This window comes from Daejeonella sp. (assembly GCF_044348475.1).
In the GTDB taxonomy this organism is placed as follows: Bacteria; Bacteroidota; Bacteroidia; order Sphingobacteriales; family Sphingobacteriaceae; genus Daejeonella.
This window is the reverse complement of the sequence record NZ_JBIKSU010000002.1, coordinates 23,675-44,867: the sequence shown is the minus strand read 5'-3', so window position 1 is coordinate 44,867 and position 21,193 is coordinate 23,675. Positions and strand designations below refer to the sequence as shown.

The window sequence follows — 21,193 nt, the reverse complement described above, 5'->3', positions numbered from 1 at the left end:
TATAATTTAAAGATAGTATTCAATATTCCTGCCACAAATATACCCTGCTTTTGTGACATTAATTCAACTTATAGCGAACTCCAACCAATTTAGAAATTTCTTCTAAAAACTCATTACTTGGATTGATCCTAACTGATTTTGAGGGCATTTCCAGTGTCGTTTCTTCATCATAATCCATGATCATGAATTTCAACTGGCAATTTCTACTTTCATTTTGATCAGAATTGATCTTTACAATTTCATCTATCTTATTCATGAAAGTTTCGGATAGTTCTGTAAGAGGAAGTTGAATAGTCAGACATTTTGACATTTTATCTCTCAATTCTGATAAAAGAACTATACTATTAACTTTAAACTCCCAATTATCCTTTTGTTTAAACCGCTCTGTAACTATACCTCTAACTTGTAGAAACAAACCAATAACTAAATATTGTTTCAGCTTGATATAATCTTCACCAAAAAGAGCCATTTCAAAAGTCTCGCCATAATCTTCGAACATGAAAGAACCAAAAGGTTTACCCGTTTTGGTAGTACCGTGCCTACAAGCTGAAACTAAACCGCCAATAACCAAATCGCGATTACTTATTTTCTTGAACTCCTCTTGATCTTCAGGCATAATCTCAGTGCCTTTCATTCTATTTACAAGGCTTAGGTGTTTAACCTGATGCGAACAGAAATTGTCAAGCTCAAACTTATAATTGTCTAAGGGATGCCCAGTAAGATAAATTCCTATCGATTCCTTTTCATATTTTAACTTCTCTATCAACCCCCATTCTTCACATTCAGGCATTTGAGGTTCTGAAATTTCAGCATCATTTGTGCCTCCAAACAAGGAAGCCTGGGAGGAGTTCAAGTTATTCTGAAAATCATTCGTGTATTTTATCAGACGCTCAATACCGTTATAAAAACTGGCGTCAGGCTTAAAGAAAAATTGCGATCTATTATGTCCAAAGCAATCAAAGGCTCCACCATAAACAAGATTTTCATACACTTTTTTACTAACAGATCTGGAGTTGGTACGTCGTGCAAAATCATAAATACTTTGATAAAGTCCGTTTTCTGTTCGCTCTTCAACAATACTTTCAACAGCCTTCTCACCCACACCTTTCATTCCTGACATACCAAAACGAACCTCACCTTTTTTATTAACGGTAAAACTCAGTTCAGATTCATTAATATCTGGTCCTAACACAGAAATTCCCATTTGTTTACATTCTTCCATAAAGAAGGATATTTTTTCAATGTTATTCTGATTGTTCAATACAGCAGCCATGTACTCAGATGGATAATTAGCCTTTAAATAAGCAGTCTGATAGGCTACAAATGCATAGCATGTAGAGTGTGATTTGTTAAATGCATATTGTGCAAAAGCTTCCCAATCTGTCCAAACCTTCTCAGCTACGTTTGCATCATGCCCGTTTGTTTTACAGCCCTCCATAAACTGGGCTTTCATTTTATTCAGCACTTCGATCTGCTTCTTACCCATGGCTTTACGCAGCACATCCGCATCACCTTTACTAAAACCTGCTAGTTTTTGCGATAACAGCATGACCTGCTCCTGGTAAACCGTAATTCCATAGGTTTCTTCCAGATGCTCCTTCATGTCCAACAGGTCATAACTTACCTCCTCCCGACCATGTTTACGGGAAATAAATTTGGGGATGTATTCAATTGGGCCAGGACGATAAAGCGCGTTCATGGCAATCAAATCCTCAAATTTATCTGGCCTCAGATCACGAAGGTACATTTGCATACCATCACTCTCAAACTGGAAAGTTCCATTGGTATCACCACGCTGATAAAGTTCAAAAGTCTTTTGGTCTTCGAGTGAGATATAATCAATATCTATGTCAACATTATGATTTTGCTTGATTAAACGGAGGGCATCCTTGATGATTGTCAAGGTTTTGAGTCCCAAAAAGTCCATCTTAATTACACCCGCATCTTCAATAACCCGCCCATCAAACTGGGTAACCAGCAAGTCAGATTCTTTGGAAGTTGCCACAGGAATAATATCAGTAAGATCGTATGGAGCAATAATGATACCCGCTGCATGAACACCCACGTTTCGCACCGACCCTTCTAGGATCATTGCCTCTTTCAAAACATCCGCCTGAAGTGATTTACCATCTTCTAGAATCTTGCGAAGCGTTTTAATATTCTCAAAATCTTCGGGGTTCTGCTCCTTTTTAACTGTATCAATTGGAGCGGTCATTACCTGCACTAAATTAGTACCAGGTTTGTCGGGAACCAGCTTTGCCAGCATATTGGACTCGGCAAGAGGAAGATCTAATACACGGGCAACATCTTTAATACTTGATTTTGCGGCCATAGAGCCATAGGTAATAATCTGGGCTACCTGATTTTTACCATATTTATCCACTACATAATCAATCACTTTCTGGCGGCCGGCATCATCAAAGTCTGTATCGATATCGGGCATCGACTTACGGTCTGGATTCAGGAAACGCTCAAACAGTAGATTGTATTTAATGGGATCGATATTAGTAATCCCAATGCAATAGGCCACTACAGAACCTGCAGCAGAACCACGCCCTGGGCCAATGAACACACCCAAATCGCGACCCGCACGTATAAAATCAGCTACTATCAGAAAATAACCTGCAAAACCCATCGTACGGATGGTAAAGAGCTCGAAATTGAGACGCTCTTCAACCTCCGCACTGATATCCACGTATCGGTTTTTGGCACCTTTAAATGCCAAATCTTTCAGGTATTCCCACTGATTCATGTTCTCAGATTCAGGACCTTGATGGATTTTAAACTCATCAGGAATCGGAAAATTTGGGAGCATGATGTCTCGCTTCAATTGAAGAATATCAACTTTATCTACTATCTCATTCGTATTGTCGAGCGATTCGGGTAGGTCATGAAAAATTGCGCCCATCTCTTGCTGACTCTTAAAAAAGAACTGATCATTTGGGAATCCAAATCGAAAACCCTTGCCGCTCTCTTCATCAGTTGCAATCGGCGTACTTTTCATATCGCCGGTATTCACGCATAACAGAATATCATGCGCATTGGCATCCTGCTGATCCACATAATGCGAATCGTTTGAGCATATTACCTTAACATTATATTTCTTAGCAAATTTTAGCAGTACAGCATTAACCGTTTCCTGCTCGGGGATATTATGACGTTGAAGTTCGATGTAATAATCCTCACCAAAGAGGTCTAACCACCATTTAAATTCAATCTCAGCTTCTTCCTCGCCTTTTTTCAAAATAGTTTGCGGTACTGAGGCGCCCAGGCAACAGGTTGTGGCAATAAGCCCCTTATGATATTTCAGGATCAGTTCCTTATCAATGCGAGGCCATTTACTATATAAGCCTTCGATATACCCCAAAGAGCATAGCTTTACCAGATTTTTATACCCTTCAGCATTTTTAGCAAGTAATAGTTGATGAAAACGCTGATCACGCTTTTCTTTGGTGAACTGCTTAATATGACGGTTCTCTACTACATAAAACTCACAACCTACGATGGGTTTCACATTATGCTTTCCGGCTTCGGCTACAAATTTAAACACCCCAAACATATTTCCATGATCGGTAATGGCCATGGCTTTCATACCATCGGCTTGAGCCTTTTTGAAGAGCCGCGAAATATCTGCCGCACCATCCAACAGTGAAAATTGCGTATGTACGTGCAGGTGCGAAAAATCAGGCATAAAAATAATTTTGGGATAAAATCAAATTTACAAATCTTTTAGAGTGTGAAGAAGGGTGTTGAAAAGTAAAAAAGAAATGTTTTCGCATAATCACAAAGACGCTAAATTCATTCCCTGGAAATATATCCCAGAGCAATCTTTATCACTCTAATTTCAGCATACTTATGAATAAAAATTAAAAAACGTTCAATAAGAATTGATAAGAAAAAAAAGACGGGGTTTCAACGCGTGTGAACGTAGAAGCAGCCGGTTTGATTTAGAAACAAAAAACTTACACAACAGGTATTAATAATTTCATAAAAAAGATTGAATTATCTATCTTCGTTTCAGCAAATCAAAATAACCGTTAAAGACGGTTTAAAACAATAAAAAGGCAGATTTTAAATAAAAATCTCTAACAAATTCGATCTCAAATTTAAATTAATCATAAAATGAAAATTACAGTTGTAGGAGCCGGTGCCGTAGGAGCAACCTGTGCTGATAACATCGCCAGAAAAGAATTAGCTGAAGAACTTATTTTGTTAGACATCCGAGAAGGTTTTGCTGAAGGCAAAGCGATTGACATGATGCAAACTTCTGCCCTGCTTGGTTTTGATACTAAAATCAAAGGTGTTACCAATGATTATGCAGCTACTGCAGATTCAGAAGTTGTTGTTATTACTTCCGGCTTACCGCGTAAACCGGGTATGACCCGTGAAGAGTTAATAGGCACCAATGCAAACATTGTAAAAAGCGTTACCGAGAATATCCTTAAACACTCTCCTAACACCATAATTATCGTGGTTTCAAATCCAATGGATACCATGAATTACCTTACCTTAAAAACTTCAGGCCTTCCTAAGAACAAGATTCTGGGCATGGGTGGAGCATTAGATTCAGCAAGATTTAAATATTATCTAAGTGTTGAGCTTGGCTGTTCTCCTGCTGATCTTAATGCAGTAGTTATTGGAGGACACGGTGATACCACCATGATCCCGCTTATTCATCATGCTACCTGGAATAGTATTCCGGTTACCCAACTTCTATCCAAAGAGCAGCAAGAACGTGTAGTTTCATCAACAATGGTAGGTGGGGCAACATTAACTAAATTAATTGGAACCTCTGCTTGGTACGCTCCCGGAGCAGGTACTGCCGCAATGGTTGAAAGCATTGTTCGCGATGAAAAGAAATTGATTTCTTGTGGAGTTGCACTAGATGGCGAATATGGCCAAAAAGATATCTCATTAGTTGTTCCAGTAATTATCGGGAAAAACGGTTGGGAAAAAATCCTTGATTTTAAATTATCTGATTCTGAACAGGCTGAATTTAACAAAAGCGCCGATGCAGTACGAGCTATGAATGAGGTGTTAAAAGAGTCTAATCACATCTAAAAAACTGCTTTTATAGCATGGCAAATACCTTAGTTCCGTTAGAACTAATCAATTTAAATGACGACGGCTTCCACCTATTGGTGGAAGTTGTTGTTTTTGGACAATCCTTTCATGCAGTACTTGATACTGGGGCTTCAAAAACAGTTTTTGATAAAGGAACAGTTGAGAAACACAAAATGGATGGTGAATTAAGGGCTTCAGACAAACTTTCTACTGGCCTGGGTACAAATACCATGGAAAGCCATACCATTATTCTTCCCATTTTAAAGATTGGGAAGCTCAAATTAAAACACTTTGAAGTGGCTGTACTTGATCTTTCTACTATTAATCAGGCATATTCTGCACTTAACCTTCCACCCATCATCGGAGTTTTGGGTGGCGATATTTTATACCAGCACAAGGCAATTATAAGTTATAAAAAGTTGCGTCTTAAACTATTCAAATAAAGATCAATGCTAGCATTTAAATCAGTAAATTGATTTAAATTATCCTATATGAAATGGCTATCCTGCATTTTACTATCCTTACTTGTAAGCAATGTTTTTTCACAAGAAATTAGTGGGAAGTGGTACGGTAAATTAACACAAGGCCCAGGAGGTTATAACAATCTATATGATTTAGAGCTTAATCTTAATCAGAAAAAAAATATTTGGGGCGAATCTTTTGCCTCTTATGGAAATGCAAATAAAGTCAGGGTTGGGCTTTCTGGCCAACTTGCAGGAGATCGTATTCTACTATCTGAAAACATCGAACTTATCCGCGAAGATACAGTTCCTTGGGGCTGGATTGCTTGCATTAAGAAGTTTAACTTGACCTATCGAAAAGAAAATAACCTAGAATATCTTGAAGGAACTTGGACAGGTGTAAGTAAAGATAATCCGAAGGATACGTGTATTCCAGGTCGGGTAATCTTATCGAGATCCTTATCGGGTTTAAATATACTTTTAACAGAACTCAAAGATTCAGTAATCAACACCCAACAAATTGCATATCAAACCAAGGAGCTCCCGGTTATAAATTTTACAGAAAAATTTCAAAATACCATCCCAAAAAAAGTAACTGAAATAAACGTTTATCAACAGGATCTACAAATCATGCTTTTAGATTATATGAAGATTGACAATGACACTGTTTCTGTTTATTTGAATCGAGATATACTATTAAAAAATATCAAAATCACTAAAAGGCCTACCACTATAAATTTGAAATTAGATCCGCGTATCGAACTTCATGAGGTATTACTTTATGCAGAAAATCTAGGATTAGTGCCTCCAAACACATCTGAACTAATTTTAATTGATGGAGAAAACAAACACAGGATTATGATCGTATCAGATAAAGAAAAAACTGCAGCATTATATTTACGGTATAAACCAGGCGTAAAATAAAAGAGGAGCTAGTAAATGATTGATGATGAACTATCTCATTTTCATCAATTATTACTATTATCCATTTCAAATTTTGATTCAATCGAGCAATGATTAAATTCTGCATCAACGATCAAATCGGAAACAAAAAAGCCCTCCAAAATAAATTGAAGGGCTTAATTTTAATGACTAACGCTTGAATTAAATATCAATCCGAGCATATTTTGCATTTTTCTCAATAAATTCACGTCTTGGAGCAACTTCATCACCCATTAACATTGAAAATATATGATCACATTCAGCTGCATTTTCAATGGTCACTTTTCTTAAAGTACGAGTCTCTGGGTTTAAAGTAGTATCCCATAATTGTTCTGCATTCATCTCTCCAAGACCTTTGTAACGCTGAATATTAACACTTTCCTCTTTACCTGCACCTTTCAGTGCTTGTACAGCTGCATCACGCTGTTCATCGTTCCATGCATATTGAAATTCTTTACCTTTTTTAACCATGTAAAGTGGAGGTGCTGCGATATAGATATATCCAAACTCGATCAAAGCCTTCATGTATCTGAAGAAGAACGTTAAAATAAGCGTAGTAATGTGGGAACCATCCACGTCGGCATCGGTCATAATGATGATCCTATGGTAACGTAATTTCTCCATATTAAGAGCCTTTGCATCTTCTGGAGTTCCAATACTCACACCCATTGCAGTGAACATATTCTTGATCTCATCATTTTCATAGATCTTATGCTCCATTGCCTTTTCAACATTCAGAATTTTTCCTTTTAATGGAAGAATTGCCTGAAAATTACGATCTCTGCCTTGTTTTGCAGTTCCACCCGCTGAATCTCCCTCAACTAGGTAAAGTTCACAAGCAGCAGGATCATTGTTTGCACAATCTGCAAGTTTTCCTGGCAAACCAGAACCTCCCATTACAGTTTTACGCTGAACCATTTCACGCGCTTTTCGTGCAGCAGCTCTGGCGGTAGCAGCAAGGATCACCTTATTAACAATCATCCTAGCTTCCTTCGGGTTTTCTTCAAGATAATTACCCAGAATCTCACCTACAGCAATATCTACTGCCCCCATCACCTCATTATTGCCTAATTTGGTCTTGGTTTGTCCTTCAAACTGTGGTTCCTGAACTTTTACTGATATAACAGCTGTAAGTCCTTCCCTGAAATCATCACCTGTAATTTCGATCTTCATGTTTTTCAACATGCCCGATTTTTCAGCATAAGCTTTCAATGTTCGGGTTAAACCTCGACGAAATCCGGCTACATGTGTACCACCCTCATGGGTATTTATATTGTTAACATAAGAATGCACATTTTCAGTATAGGTATCATTATACTGAAGGGCTAGTTCAACTGGGATTCCTTGTTTAATTCCTTCTACGTATATCGGTTCAGGAATTATTGAAGTACGCATTGCGTCAAGGTATTTAACAAATTCTTTCAATCCACCTTCTGAGAAAAACTCTTCGAACAAGAATGATCCCTCATCGGTAGTTTCACGCTCATCTGTTAGCGATAAGCGGATACCTTTATTTAAATAGGCTAACTCACGCAAACGTGCAGCAAGGGTATCAAATTTATAATCAGTGGTCAGTGTAAAAATCTCAGGGTCAGGCTGAAAGGTAACTGTTGTACCAGTTTTATCGCTTTCGCCAATTACTTTAACATCATACTTTGGTTTACCACATGAATATTCCTGAACAAAAAGTTTACCTTCACGCTGAACCTCAACCTTCAAAAGAATTGAAAGGGCATTCACACAACTTACCCCTACACCATGTAAACCACCGGAAACTTTATAGGTATCCTTGTCAAATTTACCGCCGGCATGAAGCACCGTCATTACTACTTCTAGCGCAGACCGTTTTTCTTTGGTGTGCATAGCAGTTGGAATACCACGCCCATTATCAGTGACAGTAATGGAATTGCCCTTGTGAATGATTACTTTAATGTCGGAACAATAACCGGCTAAAGCCTCATCAATTGAATTATCAACTACCTCATATACCAGGTGATGTAATCCTTTAAACCCGGTATCACCAATATACATTGATGGGCGCTTTCTTACCGCTTCCAGGCCTTCAAGGACCTGTATATTATCCGCCGAATAATTAGATCTGTCTTCTGTTTCTTCGCTCATATTTTCTTATAACAACAAGTATCAAAAATAACCATTTACTATGGAATTTGTTGCAATGTGGATAAAATAACACCACATTTATTTACCAATAGTTAGTAGTAAATAAAATGGTTGAGATAATGGTTTGAAAGTTTATATTTGTTAAATTTTTATAAAAAAATATGAAAAAAGTAATCAATACCATAAGTAAAATTGCAGCTATTTTAACTATTGCAGCACTAGTTACCTCATGTAACAAAGAACAATCTAAATCTGCGAACTCTAAAGCAAGCTCATCTGCAAACAATTCTGAAGCTGTAGTATATGTAAATTCAGACTCATTGTTAACTAATTATGACTATTTCAAAGCTGTGCAGCTTACTTTTCAGGAAAAATCTAAAAAAGCACAGGCAGACTTAACTGCAAAAGGAGCTGCGTTTCAACGTGAAGTTGCAGCTTATCAGCAAAATGCTGGTAGTTTAAGTGCAGATCAGCGAGCTTCTACTGAAGAGCGACTAGCTAGAAAACAACAAGAACTTGCAACATATAATCAAAATGCAGGAAATGCACTTTCAAATGAAGAGGCTGTAGAGAATGAGAAATTATACAATAAAGTTTCTGAATTTTTAAAGGTTCATGCTAAAGCAAAGGGATACAAATTTGTATTAACCTATTCAAAATCTAATCCAGCAGTTTTATATGCTGATTTAAGTCTGGATATTACCAAAGAAGTAGTAGAAGGTTTGAATGCTGAGTATAAAAAAGATAAAAAATAAATAGCATTTTAAAAAGTATTTTAAAAAACCTCGGAACCCACCGGGGTTTTTTAGTTTAAATTAAAATTGCATTACTAAATGGTATAATTTGATTAACCCAGAGTTACCTACAGAAATAGAAACAAGGGCTATACCCATACTATTTAGATAAGTGTGTCAAAATACAGGTCTTTAATTTTGAGTGCTCACAGTTAAATAAAAACAGTTTAAGCCTGTAATTTATCTAAAAATACTACTCAAACCAGCCCTCCTGCAAATCATCAATTTCTCTGCGATCTCGTTTTGTAGGCCTTCCAGTACCTCTATCCCTACTCAATGTTGGACTTTGGAACATCGATTTATATGCAGGAGTATCCTCAACAGGAGTCAGATCTTTATAAAAATTTACTGCTGTTTTTGCATCTACTCGTCGATCTAGCAAACCAACAACTTGTATGATCTTTTTATCGCTTCCCTTTTGTAGCGTATAAACCTCGCCTATTTTTACTGCATGAGATGCTTTTAGATTTTGTCCGTTTAATTTTATTCTTCCGGCTTTACATGCTTCGGCAGAAACACTCCTTGTTTTAAAAGCGCGTATTGCCCATAAATATTTATCGATACGCAATTTCTCTAATTCCTGCATTCCCAAAATTACGTAACAATTGATTGATTGATACAAAAATTGACAGAAAATTCCTTTAATTTGTTATAAATTAAACGTATGACTACCGAATTAAAAAAACTGATTGAAACTGCATGGGAGGATCGCAATCTCATCAATTTCAAAGAATACAGAGATGCAATCAACAGTGTGATTTTACATCTAGATAAAGGCGAGATTAGAGTTGCTGAACAAATCGGAAATCGTTGGCATGTAAACGACTGGATCAAAAAGGCAGTTATTCTTTATTTTCCTATCAGAGAAATGAAAGAAATTGAAGTGGGCCCATTTGTGTTCCATGACAAAATGAAATTAAAAACCGACTATAAAGAGAATGGAGTCAGAGTAGTTCCTCATGGAATTGCACGTTATGGAGCATTTCTTGCAAGAGGAGTAATCATGATGCCTTCGTATGTTAATATTGGTGCTTATGTAGACGAAGGCACAATGGTTGATACATGGGCAACGGTTGGATCATGTGCTCAGATAGGAAAGCACGTTCATTTAAGTGGTGGTGTAGGTATTGGCGGAGTTTTAGAACCTATACAGGCCTCTCCTGTAATCATTGAAGATAATTGCTTTATTGGATCAAGAGCCATTGTAGTAGAAGGTGTACACGTTGAAAGAGAAGCAGTGCTTGGAGCAAACGTTGTTCTTACAGCTTCAACTAAAATCATTGATGTAACTGGCGATGAACCCGTTGAATATAAAGGATTTGTACCTGCACGCTCTGTTGTAATACCGGGATCGTATGCAAAGAAATTCCCTGCCGGCGAATACCAGGTGCCTTGTGCATTAATCATCGGACAAAGAAAAGAATCAACAGATAAAAAAACTTCTCTTAATGAAGCATTAAGAGATAATAATGTAGCAGTTTAATGCTAAAATAAGAGCTTTTTTAATTATAAAGGATGAAAGCCATTCATCCTTTATAATTTTATAGCATAAACATGAAAATAGGCTTTGACGGTAAACGCGCAACCCAAAATTTTACTGGTTTAGGCAACTATAGCCGGTATGTGCTTCAAATACTGGGAGAATATTATCCTGGAAATCAATACTCTGTATTTGCTCCAACACCCGCCAAAAAACCTCTCTCTCTTTTGGAATGTCGTTCCATACACTTCCATTATCCAAAAAACCAATTATTCAAAAATTTTTGGAGGAATAGTGGAATTGTTAAAGATCTAAAAAAGGAAAAAATAGACCTCTTTCACGGACTCAGCAATGAAATTCCAATTGGTTTAAAAAAAGCAGGAATCCCTTCTGTTGTGACTATCCATGATTTGATATTTTATCGATACCCTCAATATTACCCCTATTTTGACAGAAAGATTTATGAACTAAAAGTTCGCTATGCTTCAAAACATGCAAATAAGATAATTGCAGTTAGTGAACAAACCAAAGCAGACCTAATCAATTTTTTGAATGTTGAAGAATCCAAGGTTGAAGTAATCTACCAAAATTGTGACCCTATCTTTAGATCAATAGTAACAGAGCAAGAAAAGATCAGAATCAGGAATACTTATAATTTACCAAAAGAATTTCTTCTGAATGTAGGCACTATTGAAACACGAAAAAATTCTCTTCTTATTATACAAGCCCTAAAAAAGCTGAAAGACACTATCCACTTGGTACTTATCGGAAAAGAAACGCCATACGCACAAGTACTTAAAGATTTTATTGCTAACAATAACCTGACAAGCAGGGTGCATTTTCTGAAAAACGTTTCTTTCCAAGACCTGCCTGGAATATATCAACAGGCTAGCCTATTCATTTATCCATCAAAATTCGAAGGGTTTGGGATACCCGTGGTTGAAGCTTTAAGTTCAGGAATACCTGTTATTGCAGCTAAGGGATCCTGCCTTGAAGAAGCAGGTGGCAAAAACAGCATCTATATAGATCCAAATAACAGTGATGAACTTGCAGATCAGATCAACCTGACTATGAACAACACCGAAAAAAGAGAGTTAATGATACGTTCCGGATTTGAACACATTAGTAATTTTTCCAATCAAAAAATTGCAGATAAATTATTCAAACTTTACCAAAACCTAATCTAAATGCTAAGAGATGAAGTAAATAAGGCGTTTGAAGTATTAAAGAATGGAGGCCTGATTCTTTACCCAACCGATACCATTTGGGGTATTGGTTGCGATGCTACAAATATAGAAGCAGTTGAAAAAGTTTTCAAACTTAAAGGAAGATCAGAAGAAAAAAGTTTGATTGTTTTATTAGATAGCTCCAATAAACTTCAAAGCTATGTGAATGAGATTCCAGAAGTAGCTTACGACCTCATTGAATATGCAGAAAATCCAATGACCATTATTTATTCAAATGCAAAGAATCTGGCAAAGAATGCAATTGCCAAAGACGGAAGTATCGGTATTCGGATTGTAAAACATACATTTTGCGAGCAATTACTGCAGCGTTTCAGAAAACCTATCATTTCAACCTCAGCAAATTTGAGTGGACAGCCATCTCCTGCATGCTACAACGAAATCAGTGAAGAGATAAAAGAAGGGGTCGATTATGTAGTCAATTGGGAACAAGATGATACTTCCATAAAGAAAGCATCTACAATAATGAAACTTGAACCAGGAGGATTATTTTCATTCATTAGAAAATAAGAATATAAAAACCATAATTTCAAGGCTAATGTTTTCAATCACTTGAAAAAGTGCAATAATATGTTGTCCTTTGCTGATAAATTATTGCCTGCTCAGATCAGGTTTAATGATCCCCATCTCCTCAAATGAGATCCGATCTGATTTTATATGAAAGAATATTTACAACATCCCATATTTGAAAAATTAAGTAAACTGGCAGATGAATCACAGACAGAAATTTATGTGATTGGCGGATTTGTAAGAGATCTTTTTCTTAATAGGCCATCTAAAGACATCGACATTCTAGTAATTGGAAATGGAATTAAATTTGCAGAAGCGGCAGGTAAACTATTACATACTAAGGTTTCAGTATTTAAGAATTTTGGAACTGCCCAGCTTAAGCATGGGGATCTCGAAATAGAATTTGTAGGAGCAAGAAAAGAATCCTATCGCTCAGAGTCTCGCAAGCCTATTGTTGAGAATGGCAGTCTTGAAGATGATCAGAAACGCCGTGATTTCAATATCAATGCGATGGCTCTGGGATTAAATATTTCAAATTTCGGAACTTTAATAGATCCATTTGACGGGGTAAAAGATCTTGATAACAAGCTTATACGTACGCCTCTCAATCCAACAGAAACATTTTCTGATGATCCTTTAAGAATGTTAAGAGCAATTCGGTTTGCTACTCAACTTAACTTCAAAATTCATGCTGAGGCTATTGACGCAATTAAAAAGAATTGCGAAAGAATCAAAATCGTTTCTCTTGAAAGAATAACCGATGAGTTAAATAAGATCATACTGGCACCCAAGCCATCAATAGGATTCATCCATTTGTTTGATACAGGCCTCCTGCATCTAATTTTCACTCAAATGGCAGATCTGCATGGTGTTGACGTAGTAGAAGGTAAAGGGCATAAAGATAATTTTTACCATACGCTTCAAGTTCTTGATAATTTAGCTGAAAATACGAATGATTTATGGCTAAGATGGGCAGCAATTCTGCATGATATTGCAAAACCTGCAACAAAACGTTTTGAGCCAGGCCATGGATGGACATTTCATGGTCATGAAGACCGCGGGGCACGCATGGTTCCAAAAATATTCGCGCAGCTGAAGCTACCCTTGAATGAAAAAATGAAACTGGTTCAAAAATTGGTACAATTACATCTGAGACCAATAGTGCTTGCTCAAGATATAGTGACCGATTCAGCGGTTAGACGACTATTATTTGAAGCCGGCGAGGAAATAGATAGTCTTATGTTGTTATGTAATGCAGATGTAACTACCAAGAATGAATATAAAGTAAAAAAATATCGCAGAAACTTTGACCTCGTAAAACAAAAACTAAAGGACGTAGAGAAAAGCGATCAACTTAGAAACTGGCAACCACCGATTAGTGGCGAAGATATCATGCAGGCATTTAATTTAAGTGCCGGTAAAAATGTTGGTATTATCAAAAATCAAATCAGAGAGGCTATTCTTGAAGGAGAAATTAAAAATTCTAGAGAAGAAGCGTATGAGTTTATGATACAAAAAGGAAAAACTCTAGGATTGGTTCCAGTTAAACCTAGCTAACAGACAGACAAAAAAAAATAAAAAATGTTAATCAGTCTTTTCAAATAGTATTTTTGTAGAATAATAAAATAATAGAATAAAAATGGCAATTTATAGATTTAAGGTTTCTTTTGAAGATTATGATGATATTGAACGAGATATTGACATAAAATCCAATCAAACATTTGAAGACCTTCATCGTGCTATCCATCAATCAACAGGATACAATGCTGATTTATCCTCCTCTTTTTATGTAAGTAGTGATCAATGGATAAAGAAAGAAGAAATTGCCTACCTACCAAACCAGCGGAAAATCAATAATGGTGTTGCTACAATGGAGAATTCTAAACTGAGCAGTTTCATAGATGATCCACATCAAAAATTTTATTATACCTATAACTTTGACAGACCATTTGACTTCCATGTTGAACTCATTAAAATTATACTTAGTGAGGAAGATGGAAAGATATATCCTTGTGTATCACGTAGTTTGGGCGAAGCACCAAAAATGGCTGGCAGCCTTATTATACCTCCTGTAACAACTGCAGCTTCTGAAGACTTTGATTTTCTAAATGAACTTAACTTCCAGCCTGAAGATGCAGAGGAGCTTGAACAAATGAGCGAAATGGGTATAAATACCGAGCAGGAAACCGAAGAGGAAGAGGAAGAAGAAAAGGATGAGTTCATGGATGAATTTTCAGATAATGATGGTTATGATTCTGATGATATCCAAAAAGATGAATATTAAATTCTAAAACGGGATTGCTAATGAGCAAAACATTGATCATTATCGCAGGCCCAACCGCAATTGGCAAAACAGCATTAGCCATAAGGCTGGCAAAACATTTTAAAACAGAGATCATATCAGCCGATTCCCGACAGTTTTACAGGGAAATGAACATTGGTACCGCCAAGCCATCAGAAGCAGAACTTAAGGAAGTTAAACATCATTTAATCAATAGCCATTCGGTTCTGGATCAATATAATGCTGGTGATTTTGAAAAAGAATCTATTCAAATAATTAACAAATTATTTATTGATCATGAGCAGGTAATAATGGTGGGTGGCTCCGGACTATTTATCAACGCTGTTTGCAATGGATTTGATCAGCTCCCGGTAGCTTCAGAGAAAATTCGTGATCATTTAAATAAATTATTTGCAGAAAAGGGAATAGAATTTCTTCAAGAACGGTTAAAAAAAATAGACCCGGTCTATCATGAAGAGGTTGATATCTTCAATCCGCAACGCATCATAAGAGCCTTAGAAGTATTTGAAAGCACAGGGAAAACTTTTTCATCATTAAGAACTAACCTAAAAAAGCAAAGACCATTTAATATTGTCAAAATAGGGCTTATTACCGATCGCAATATATTGTATGAAAGAATAAACCTTCGCGTTGATCAAATGATTAATGATGGATTGATTGAAGAGGTTGAAAGCCTGAAATCATTCCAACATTTAAACCCTTTAAATACTGTTGGATATTCTGAAATTTTTAATTACCTAGATGGCAAAAGCAACAGAGAAGAAGCTATTGAGAAGATCAAACAAAATACCAGAAGGTTTGCTAAAAGACAAATAACTTGGTTCAAAAAATCAGAAGATATAAATTGGTTTAAGCCTGATGAACTCGAATCAATTATTCAGTACCTGAATCCCGCACTCTAGTAATATCTTGGGATCGGGGTGCAAAAAAATTAAAGAATAAGAAGAGAAAAGAAATAGTGCTCATTACCTGCACAATTACCAAAATTTTTCCGGTCTCATTAATAGGATAAAAATCGCCATAACCAATAGTAGCACCAGTTATAAAACTAAAATATAAAGCGTCTATCCATGTTGAAACTGGTTGATTAAGATAATTTCCGGCAGCATATATAACCCCAAATGACGCTATAACTTCAAAGAAATTGAAAAACAGAAGAATAATCGACCTGTTTGCCAATGCCTTATAATTATGCTCTGGTAAAAATATTTTATTGAAAACGTATAAAAAAGTCTCTATCAGCAGATAAATATTAATTACGTAGAGCCAATAATGATCCCAAAGACCATAAAAAAGTATAATAAATGGTACTAAAGTTTTAAAAATAACATAAAACTCACCATAAATTTTCTTAGAATGTGTAGGCAAATTTCGAGTGAGCAGTTCAATATAGATTACCGGAAAAAAAACCTTTGAACTAACCAAAAACAACCTAAAAAAACGTTCAATTCCAAAATCATGATATTGTGAGCTATTCCACACATTACTGATTTTTGTAAACTGCGACGTAGAAGGCGGAATTTTGAATTTCTCAGGGTCATGACTCCCAAACAGTAATTTACTAAGATGCTTTTTCAATTTAAGCTTGTGCTGTAGGGCCACCAAAATTCATAGGTATCCCTGGCTGTCCTTCATTGATCTTAATACGACCATTCAGCGCTTCAAATTTCTCAACATTTTCTTCAAGAGCAACCAAAAATCGCTTTGCATGCTCTGGAGTTAATACTATTCTTGATTTTACACGGGCTTTAGGCACACCCGGCATAACCCGAATAAAATCTACAACAAACTCAGTGTTTGAATGAGTGATAACCGCTAGGTTGGAGTATATACCTTCTGCAACTTCTTCAGAAAGCTCAATGTTTAATTGATTTTCAATGTTCTGTTCTTCCATACCATAAAGTTATCAATTCTAAAATATTTTTAATGAAATAAAAAAAGTCCTTCTGAAAAGAAGGACTTTTTTTATTTGAAAAATGGTGTGAGTTAAGCCTCCACTTCTTCCTGTTTGGAAGCCATTAATTTATCATATTCATCTTGTGAACCTACGATGATACGTTCGTATTGACGTAATCCTGTTCCTGAAGGAATCAAGTGACCTACGATCACATTTTCTTTCAAACCTAACAGATTATCACGTTTTCCGCTGATCGCTGCCTCATTCAATACCTTAGTAGTTTCCTGGAAAGAAGCTGCAGAGATGAATGATTTAGTTCCTAATGAAGCACGGGTAATACCTTGCAACATTTGACTTGAAGTAGCTGCAATTGCATCACGAGTTTCAACAAGCTTCATATCCTTACGCTTAAGAACAGAATTTTCATCCCTTAATTTACGTACTGAAATGATTTGACCAGATTTCAAATTAACAGATTCTCCTGGATCGGTTACAATTCTCTTATCATATATCTCATCGTTCTCCAATTGGAAATCCCAACGATCAACCAATTCTTTTTCAAGGAAACGGGTATCACCGGCATCTTCGATCATCACTTTTTGCATCATTTGGTGAACGATGGTTTCAAAGTGCTTATCATTGATTTTCACACCTTGCAGACGATATACTTCCTGAATACCATTAACTAGGTATTCCTGAACTGCTGCAGGTCCTTTAATTGATAAGATATCAGCAGGCGAAATTGATCCGTCTGATAAAGGCATTCCAGCTTTCACAAAGTCATTATCTTGAACAAGAATATGTTTAGACAATGGAACAAGGTATTTTTTAACTTGTCCGTCTTTCGACTCGATTGACATTTCACGATTACCACGCTTAACACCACCTAAAGTTACAACACCATCAATTTCAGTTACAACTGCAGGATTTGAAGGATTACGAGCTTCGAATAATTCGGTTACACGAGGTAAACCACCTGTAATATCTCTTGTTTTACCAGTAGAACGAGGTATTTTAGCAATAATCTGTCCGATTTTCACTTTTTCATTCTCTTCAACAGCAATGTGTGCTCCTACAGGAATGTTGTATCCCTTAATACCATTTCCCTTTTTATCCGCTACACGGATAACTGGATTCTTGGTTTTATCACGGGTATCAATAATAACTTTCTCTCTGTGACCGGTTTGCTCATCAGATTCTTCACGGAAGGTAACACCTTCAATGATTGCCTCAAATTCAGCCTTACCTTCAAATTCTGAAATAATAACAGCATTATATGGATCCCAGCTACAAATTTTATCGCCTTTAGAGATCTTAGCACCATCCTTAACATACAGAAATGCACCATAAGGAATGTTGTTAGACATGATCATTTTGTTGGTACCTGCCTCTACGATACGGAATTCACCTGAACGTCCTAAGACAACTTCAAGGCTTCCTTCTGTAGTTTCATGACTAACAGTTCTAACGTTTTCAAACTCAATAATACCATCAAACTTAGCATTGATCTGAGATTCAGCAGCAATGTTCGAAGCAGTACCACCCACGTGGAATGTACGTAATGTTAACTGTGTTCCAGGCTCACCAATTGACTGAGCTGCAATTACACCAACAGCCTCACCCATCTGCACACGTTTACCGGTTGCAAGGTTACGTCCGTAACATAAAGCACAAACACCACGCTTACTTTCGCAAGTAAGAACTGAGCGAATTTCTATTCCCTCTAGCGGCGAGTTTTCAATTTTAACAGCAACATGCTCTTCAATATCCTCACCAGCAGAAACTAATAATTCATTAGTTAATGGATCATATACATCATGCAAACTGGTTCTACCTAAGATACGGTCATATAAAGGCTCAACAACATCTTCATTATCTTTCAATGCAGTTGTATAAATTCCTCTTAATGTACCACAATCGGTCTCACCAACAATCATATCTTGAGCAACATCATGCAAACGACGAGTTAGGTAACCAGCATCTGCAGTCTTTAATGCTGTATCAGCCAAACCTTTACGAGCACCGTGAGTTGATATGAAATACTCTAATACCGATAATCCTTCTTTAAAGTTAGAAAGAATTGGATTTTCAATGATCTCTCCACCTGAACCTGATTTCTGAGGCTTAGCCATCAAACCACGCATACCGCAAAGCTGACGAATTTGCTCTTTTGAACCACGAGCTCCTGAATCAAGCATCATATATACCGAATTAAAGCCTTGATTATCGCTCGAAAGCTGATTCATCACATTGGCCGTCAAACGGTTATTGATACGAGTCCAGATATCGATGATCTGGTTGTAACGTTCGTTGTTGGTAATGAAACCCATATTATAGTTATTCATTACTTCTTCAACTTCCTTACTTGCCTGATCAATCAAATGAGCCTTTTCTGCAGGAATGTTAAGATCCTGAAGATTAAAGGAAAGACCACCCTGGAATGCCATCTGGAAACCTAATTCCTTGATATCATCAAGAAACTGTGCTGCACGAGCCATACCAGTGTTTTTCACCACATCACCAATGATATCACGAAGTGATTTCTTGGTCAGAAGTTCATTGATATATCCAACCTCTACCGGAACTCTCTGGTTAAAGAGAACACGTCCGACAGTTGTTTCAATAATTTTATTAACGATGCTTCCATCTTTTTCTTTCACAAAGGCCTTAACCTTAATGAATGCATGAAGATCTATTTTACGCTCATTGTAAGCGATGATAACTTCTTCAGGAGAATAGAACGTTTGATCCTGTCCTAATACAACTCGACCTTCGTCGGTTCTGCGGCCTTTAGTTATATAATAAAGACCCAAAACCATATCCTGTGAAGGAACTGTAATCGGAGTACCATTTGCAGGATTTAGAATGTTATGCGAAGCAAGCATTAGCATTTGGGCTTCCAAAATTGCAGCATTACCTAATGGTAAGTGTACCGCCATCTGGTCACCATCAAAATCCGCGTTAAATGCAGTACAAACTAATGGATGTAATTGAATTGCCTTACCTTCAACCAATTTTGGCTGGAAAGACTGGATACCTAAACGGTGCAATGTTGGAGCACGGTTTAATAATACCGGGTGACCTTTCAATACATTTTCAAGAATATCCCAAACAATTGGATCTTTACGATCTACGATTTTTTTGGCTGATTTTACTGTTTTTACCACTCCTCTTTCGATCATTTTACGAATGATAAATGGTTTGAACAGCTCGGCTGCCATATCTTTAGGTAAACCGCATTCATGCAATTTCAGATTCGGTCCTACAACAATTACTGAACGAGCTGAATAATCTACACGTTTTCCAAGTAAGTTTTGACGGAAACGACCCTGCTTGCCTTTCAAAATATCTGAAAGTGATTTTAAAGCACGATTACCTTCTGTTTTAACTGCATTAACTTTACGAGAGTTATCAAATAATGAATCAACAGACTCCTGAAGCATACGCTTCTCGTTACGTAAAATTACTTCTGGAGCTTTGATCTCGATCAAACGCTTCAAACGATTGTTACGAATAATTACACGACGGTAAAGATCATTCAAATCGGAAGTTGCAAAACGACCACCTTCTAAAGGAACCAAAGGACGTAATTCAGGTGGAATAACCGGTACAATCTTAACGATCATCCATTCTGGATTATTTTCAATACGGGTATTTGCGCCACGGAAAGCTTCTACAACCTGAAGACGTTTCAAAGCTTCAGTTTTACGCTGCTGCGAAGTTTCAGTTGCTGCCTGATGACGAAGGTCATAAGACTGCTGATCCAGATCCAAACGACCTAAAAGATCTTGAAGAGCCTCAGCACCCATCTTTGCGATGAATTTCTCAGGGTCTTTATCATCAAGATATTGATTTTCTTTTGGTAAGGTATCTAGGATATCTAAATATTCTTCTTCTGTTAAGAAGTCCATTTTTAGAATACCGTCTGCCTCCTTTAATCCTGGCTGAATAACAACATAACGCTCATAATAAATGATTAAATCTAGTTTTTTGGTAGGTAAACCTAACAAATAACCGATTTTGTTTGGCAATGAACGGAAATACCAGATGTGTGCAACAGGAACCACAAGGTTGATGTGTCCCATACGCTCACGACGTACTTTCTTTTCAGTTACTTCAACACCACAACGGTCGCAGACAATACCTTTATAACGGATACGCTTATATTTACCGCAATGACATTCGTAATCCTTTACGGGACCGAAAATACGCTCGCAGAATAAGCCATCACGCTCAGGTTTGTAAGTCCGGTAGTTGATAGTTTCCGGCTTTAACACCTCGCCGCTTGAACGCTCCAGGATTGATTCAGGAGAAGCCAAACTAATGGTTATCGAGGTGAAATTACTTTTGATTTTATTATCTTTCTTGTAAGACATAG

Annotated in this window: 16 protein-coding genes; 10 read left to right on the top strand and 6 right to left on the bottom strand. The window is 36.8% G+C overall.

The genetic code is table 11. The features are described 5' to 3' along the window. Positions 1-58 precede the first annotated feature (58 nt). Positions 59-3,691, bottom strand: a complete 3,633-nt coding sequence (dnaE, locus tag ACIQZ6_RS01070; protein ID WP_395807320.1) for a DNA polymerase III subunit alpha — start codon at positions 3,689-3,691, stop codon at positions 59-61. Between the two features lie 431 nt (positions 3,692-4,122). On the opposite strand from dnaE, the gene mdh reads away from it, so the two are divergent. From mdh to ACIQZ6_RS01055, 3 genes are read left to right on the top strand one after another with little or no spacing between them, the layout of a single operon-like run. Next, complete coding sequence (gene mdh, locus ACIQZ6_RS01065; protein ID WP_395807318.1) at positions 4,123-5,061, top strand: malate dehydrogenase; 939 nt, start codon at positions 4,123-4,125, stop codon at positions 5,059-5,061. Positions 5,062-5,078: 17 nt separating this feature from the next. Continuing rightward, positions 5,079-5,507 (top strand): retropepsin-like aspartic protease, encoded by a 429-nt coding sequence (locus ACIQZ6_RS01060; RefSeq protein ID WP_395807316.1) that lies wholly within the window; start codon positions 5,079-5,081, stop codon positions 5,505-5,507. A gap of 48 nt (positions 5,508-5,555) precedes the next feature. Then, positions 5,556-6,449: a hypothetical protein gene (locus tag ACIQZ6_RS01055; protein WP_395807314.1), complete on the top strand. Its 894-nt coding sequence runs from the start codon at positions 5,556-5,558 to the stop codon at positions 6,447-6,449. A gap of 180 nt (positions 6,450-6,629) precedes the next feature. Here ACIQZ6_RS01055 and gyrB read toward each other — a convergent pair whose 3' ends face one another. Further along, the gene (gene gyrB, locus ACIQZ6_RS01050; RefSeq protein ID WP_395807312.1) at positions 6,630-8,588 is read right to left on the bottom strand and encodes a DNA topoisomerase (ATP-hydrolyzing) subunit B; all 1,959 of its coding nucleotides are present in this window, start codon (positions 8,586-8,588) and stop codon (positions 6,630-6,632) included. Between the two features lie 161 nt (positions 8,589-8,749). On the opposite strand from gyrB, the gene ACIQZ6_RS01045 reads away from it, so the two are divergent. Then, positions 8,750-9,343 (top strand): OmpH family outer membrane protein, encoded by a 594-nt coding sequence (locus tag ACIQZ6_RS01045; RefSeq protein ID WP_395807310.1) that lies wholly within the window; start codon positions 8,750-8,752, stop codon positions 9,341-9,343. Between the two features lie 232 nt (positions 9,344-9,575). On the opposite strand, the gene ACIQZ6_RS01040 is transcribed toward ACIQZ6_RS01045, so the two are convergent. After that, the gene (locus ACIQZ6_RS01040; protein WP_395807308.1) at positions 9,576-9,968 is read right to left on the bottom strand and encodes an RNA-binding S4 domain-containing protein; all 393 of its coding nucleotides are present in this window, start codon (positions 9,966-9,968) and stop codon (positions 9,576-9,578) included. A 78-nt stretch (positions 9,969-10,046) separates the two neighbouring features. Between ACIQZ6_RS01040 and ACIQZ6_RS01035 the strand changes: the two genes are divergently transcribed. From ACIQZ6_RS01035 to miaA, 6 genes are all read left to right on the top strand, one after another. Further along, a complete protein-coding gene (locus tag ACIQZ6_RS01035) occupies positions 10,047-10,865 on the top strand; it encodes a 2,3,4,5-tetrahydropyridine-2,6-dicarboxylate N-succinyltransferase (protein WP_395807306.1) in 819 nt (272 codons plus the stop codon). Positions 10,866-10,936: 71 nt separating this feature from the next. Beyond that, entirely contained in the window at positions 10,937-12,049 is a 1,113-nt protein-coding gene (locus tag ACIQZ6_RS01030) for a glycosyltransferase family 4 protein (protein ID WP_395807304.1), read from the top strand. Next, positions 12,050-12,616, top strand: a complete 567-nt coding sequence (locus ACIQZ6_RS01025; protein WP_395807302.1) for an L-threonylcarbamoyladenylate synthase — start codon at positions 12,050-12,052, stop codon at positions 12,614-12,616. A gap of 147 nt (positions 12,617-12,763) precedes the next feature. Next, the gene (locus ACIQZ6_RS01020; protein WP_395807300.1) at positions 12,764-14,173 is read left to right on the top strand and encodes a CCA tRNA nucleotidyltransferase; all 1,410 of its coding nucleotides are present in this window, start codon (positions 12,764-12,766) and stop codon (positions 14,171-14,173) included. Between the two features lie 82 nt (positions 14,174-14,255). Then, a complete protein-coding gene (locus tag ACIQZ6_RS01015; protein WP_395807298.1) occupies positions 14,256-14,900 on the top strand; it encodes a hypothetical protein in 645 nt (214 codons plus the stop codon). A 20-nt stretch (positions 14,901-14,920) separates the two neighbouring features. Then, positions 14,921-15,820 (top strand): tRNA (adenosine(37)-N6)-dimethylallyltransferase MiaA, encoded by a 900-nt coding sequence (gene miaA / locus ACIQZ6_RS01010; RefSeq protein ID WP_395807296.1) that lies wholly within the window; start codon positions 14,921-14,923, stop codon positions 15,818-15,820. Here the strand turns inward: miaA and ACIQZ6_RS01005 are convergent. From ACIQZ6_RS01005 to rpoC, 3 genes are all read right to left on the bottom strand, one after another. Next, the gene (locus ACIQZ6_RS01005; RefSeq protein WP_395807294.1) at positions 15,792-16,496 is read right to left on the bottom strand and encodes an ion channel; all 705 of its coding nucleotides are present in this window, start codon (positions 16,494-16,496) and stop codon (positions 15,792-15,794) included. The two genes, miaA and ACIQZ6_RS01005, sit on opposite strands and share 29 nt — an antisense overlap. A gap of 1 nt (position 16,497) precedes the next feature. Then, positions 16,498-16,812, bottom strand: coding sequence for a DUF3467 domain-containing protein (locus ACIQZ6_RS01000; protein ID WP_306552188.1), 315 nt, complete (start codon positions 16,810-16,812; stop codon positions 16,498-16,500). A 92-nt stretch (positions 16,813-16,904) separates the two neighbouring features. Continuing rightward, a complete protein-coding gene (gene rpoC, locus ACIQZ6_RS00995) occupies positions 16,905-21,191 on the bottom strand; it encodes a DNA-directed RNA polymerase subunit beta' (protein WP_395807292.1) in 4,287 nt (1,428 codons plus the stop codon). Positions 21,192-21,193 lie beyond the last annotated feature (2 nt).

Coding starts and splice junctions, on each gene's coding strand:
- ACIQZ6_RS01030 (WP_395807304.1), top strand. CDS start 10,937: ATGAAAATAGGCTTTGACGGTAAACGCGCAACCCAAAATTTTACTGGT.
- gyrB (WP_395807312.1), bottom strand. CDS start 8,588: ATGAGCGAAGAAACAGAAGACAGATCTAATTATTCGGCGGATAATATA.
- ACIQZ6_RS01055 (WP_395807314.1), top strand. CDS start 5,556: ATGAAATGGCTATCCTGCATTTTACTATCCTTACTTGTAAGCAATGTT.
- ACIQZ6_RS01060 (WP_395807316.1), top strand. CDS start 5,079: ATGGCAAATACCTTAGTTCCGTTAGAACTAATCAATTTAAATGACGAC.
- ACIQZ6_RS01045 (WP_395807310.1), top strand. CDS start 8,750: ATGAAAAAAGTAATCAATACCATAAGTAAAATTGCAGCTATTTTAACT.
- ACIQZ6_RS01015 (WP_395807298.1), top strand. CDS start 14,256: ATGGCAATTTATAGATTTAAGGTTTCTTTTGAAGATTATGATGATATT.
- ACIQZ6_RS01025 (WP_395807302.1), top strand. CDS start 12,050: ATGCTAAGAGATGAAGTAAATAAGGCGTTTGAAGTATTAAAGAATGGA.
- ACIQZ6_RS01040 (WP_395807308.1), bottom strand. CDS start 9,968: ATGCAGGAATTAGAGAAATTGCGTATCGATAAATATTTATGGGCAATA.
- mdh (WP_395807318.1), top strand. CDS start 4,123: ATGAAAATTACAGTTGTAGGAGCCGGTGCCGTAGGAGCAACCTGTGCT.
- miaA (WP_395807296.1), top strand. CDS start 14,921: ATGAGCAAAACATTGATCATTATCGCAGGCCCAACCGCAATTGGCAAA.
- ACIQZ6_RS01000 (WP_306552188.1), bottom strand. CDS start 16,812: ATGGAAGAACAGAACATTGAAAATCAATTAAACATTGAGCTTTCTGAA.
- ACIQZ6_RS01020 (WP_395807300.1), top strand. CDS start 12,764: ATGAAAGAATATTTACAACATCCCATATTTGAAAAATTAAGTAAACTG.
- ACIQZ6_RS01035 (WP_395807306.1), top strand. CDS start 10,047: ATGACTACCGAATTAAAAAAACTGATTGAAACTGCATGGGAGGATCGC.
- dnaE (WP_395807320.1), bottom strand. CDS start 3,691: ATGCCTGATTTTTCGCACCTGCACGTACATACGCAATTTTCACTGTTG.
- rpoC (WP_395807292.1), bottom strand. CDS start 21,191: ATGTCTTACAAGAAAGATAATAAAATCAAAAGTAATTTCACCTCGATA.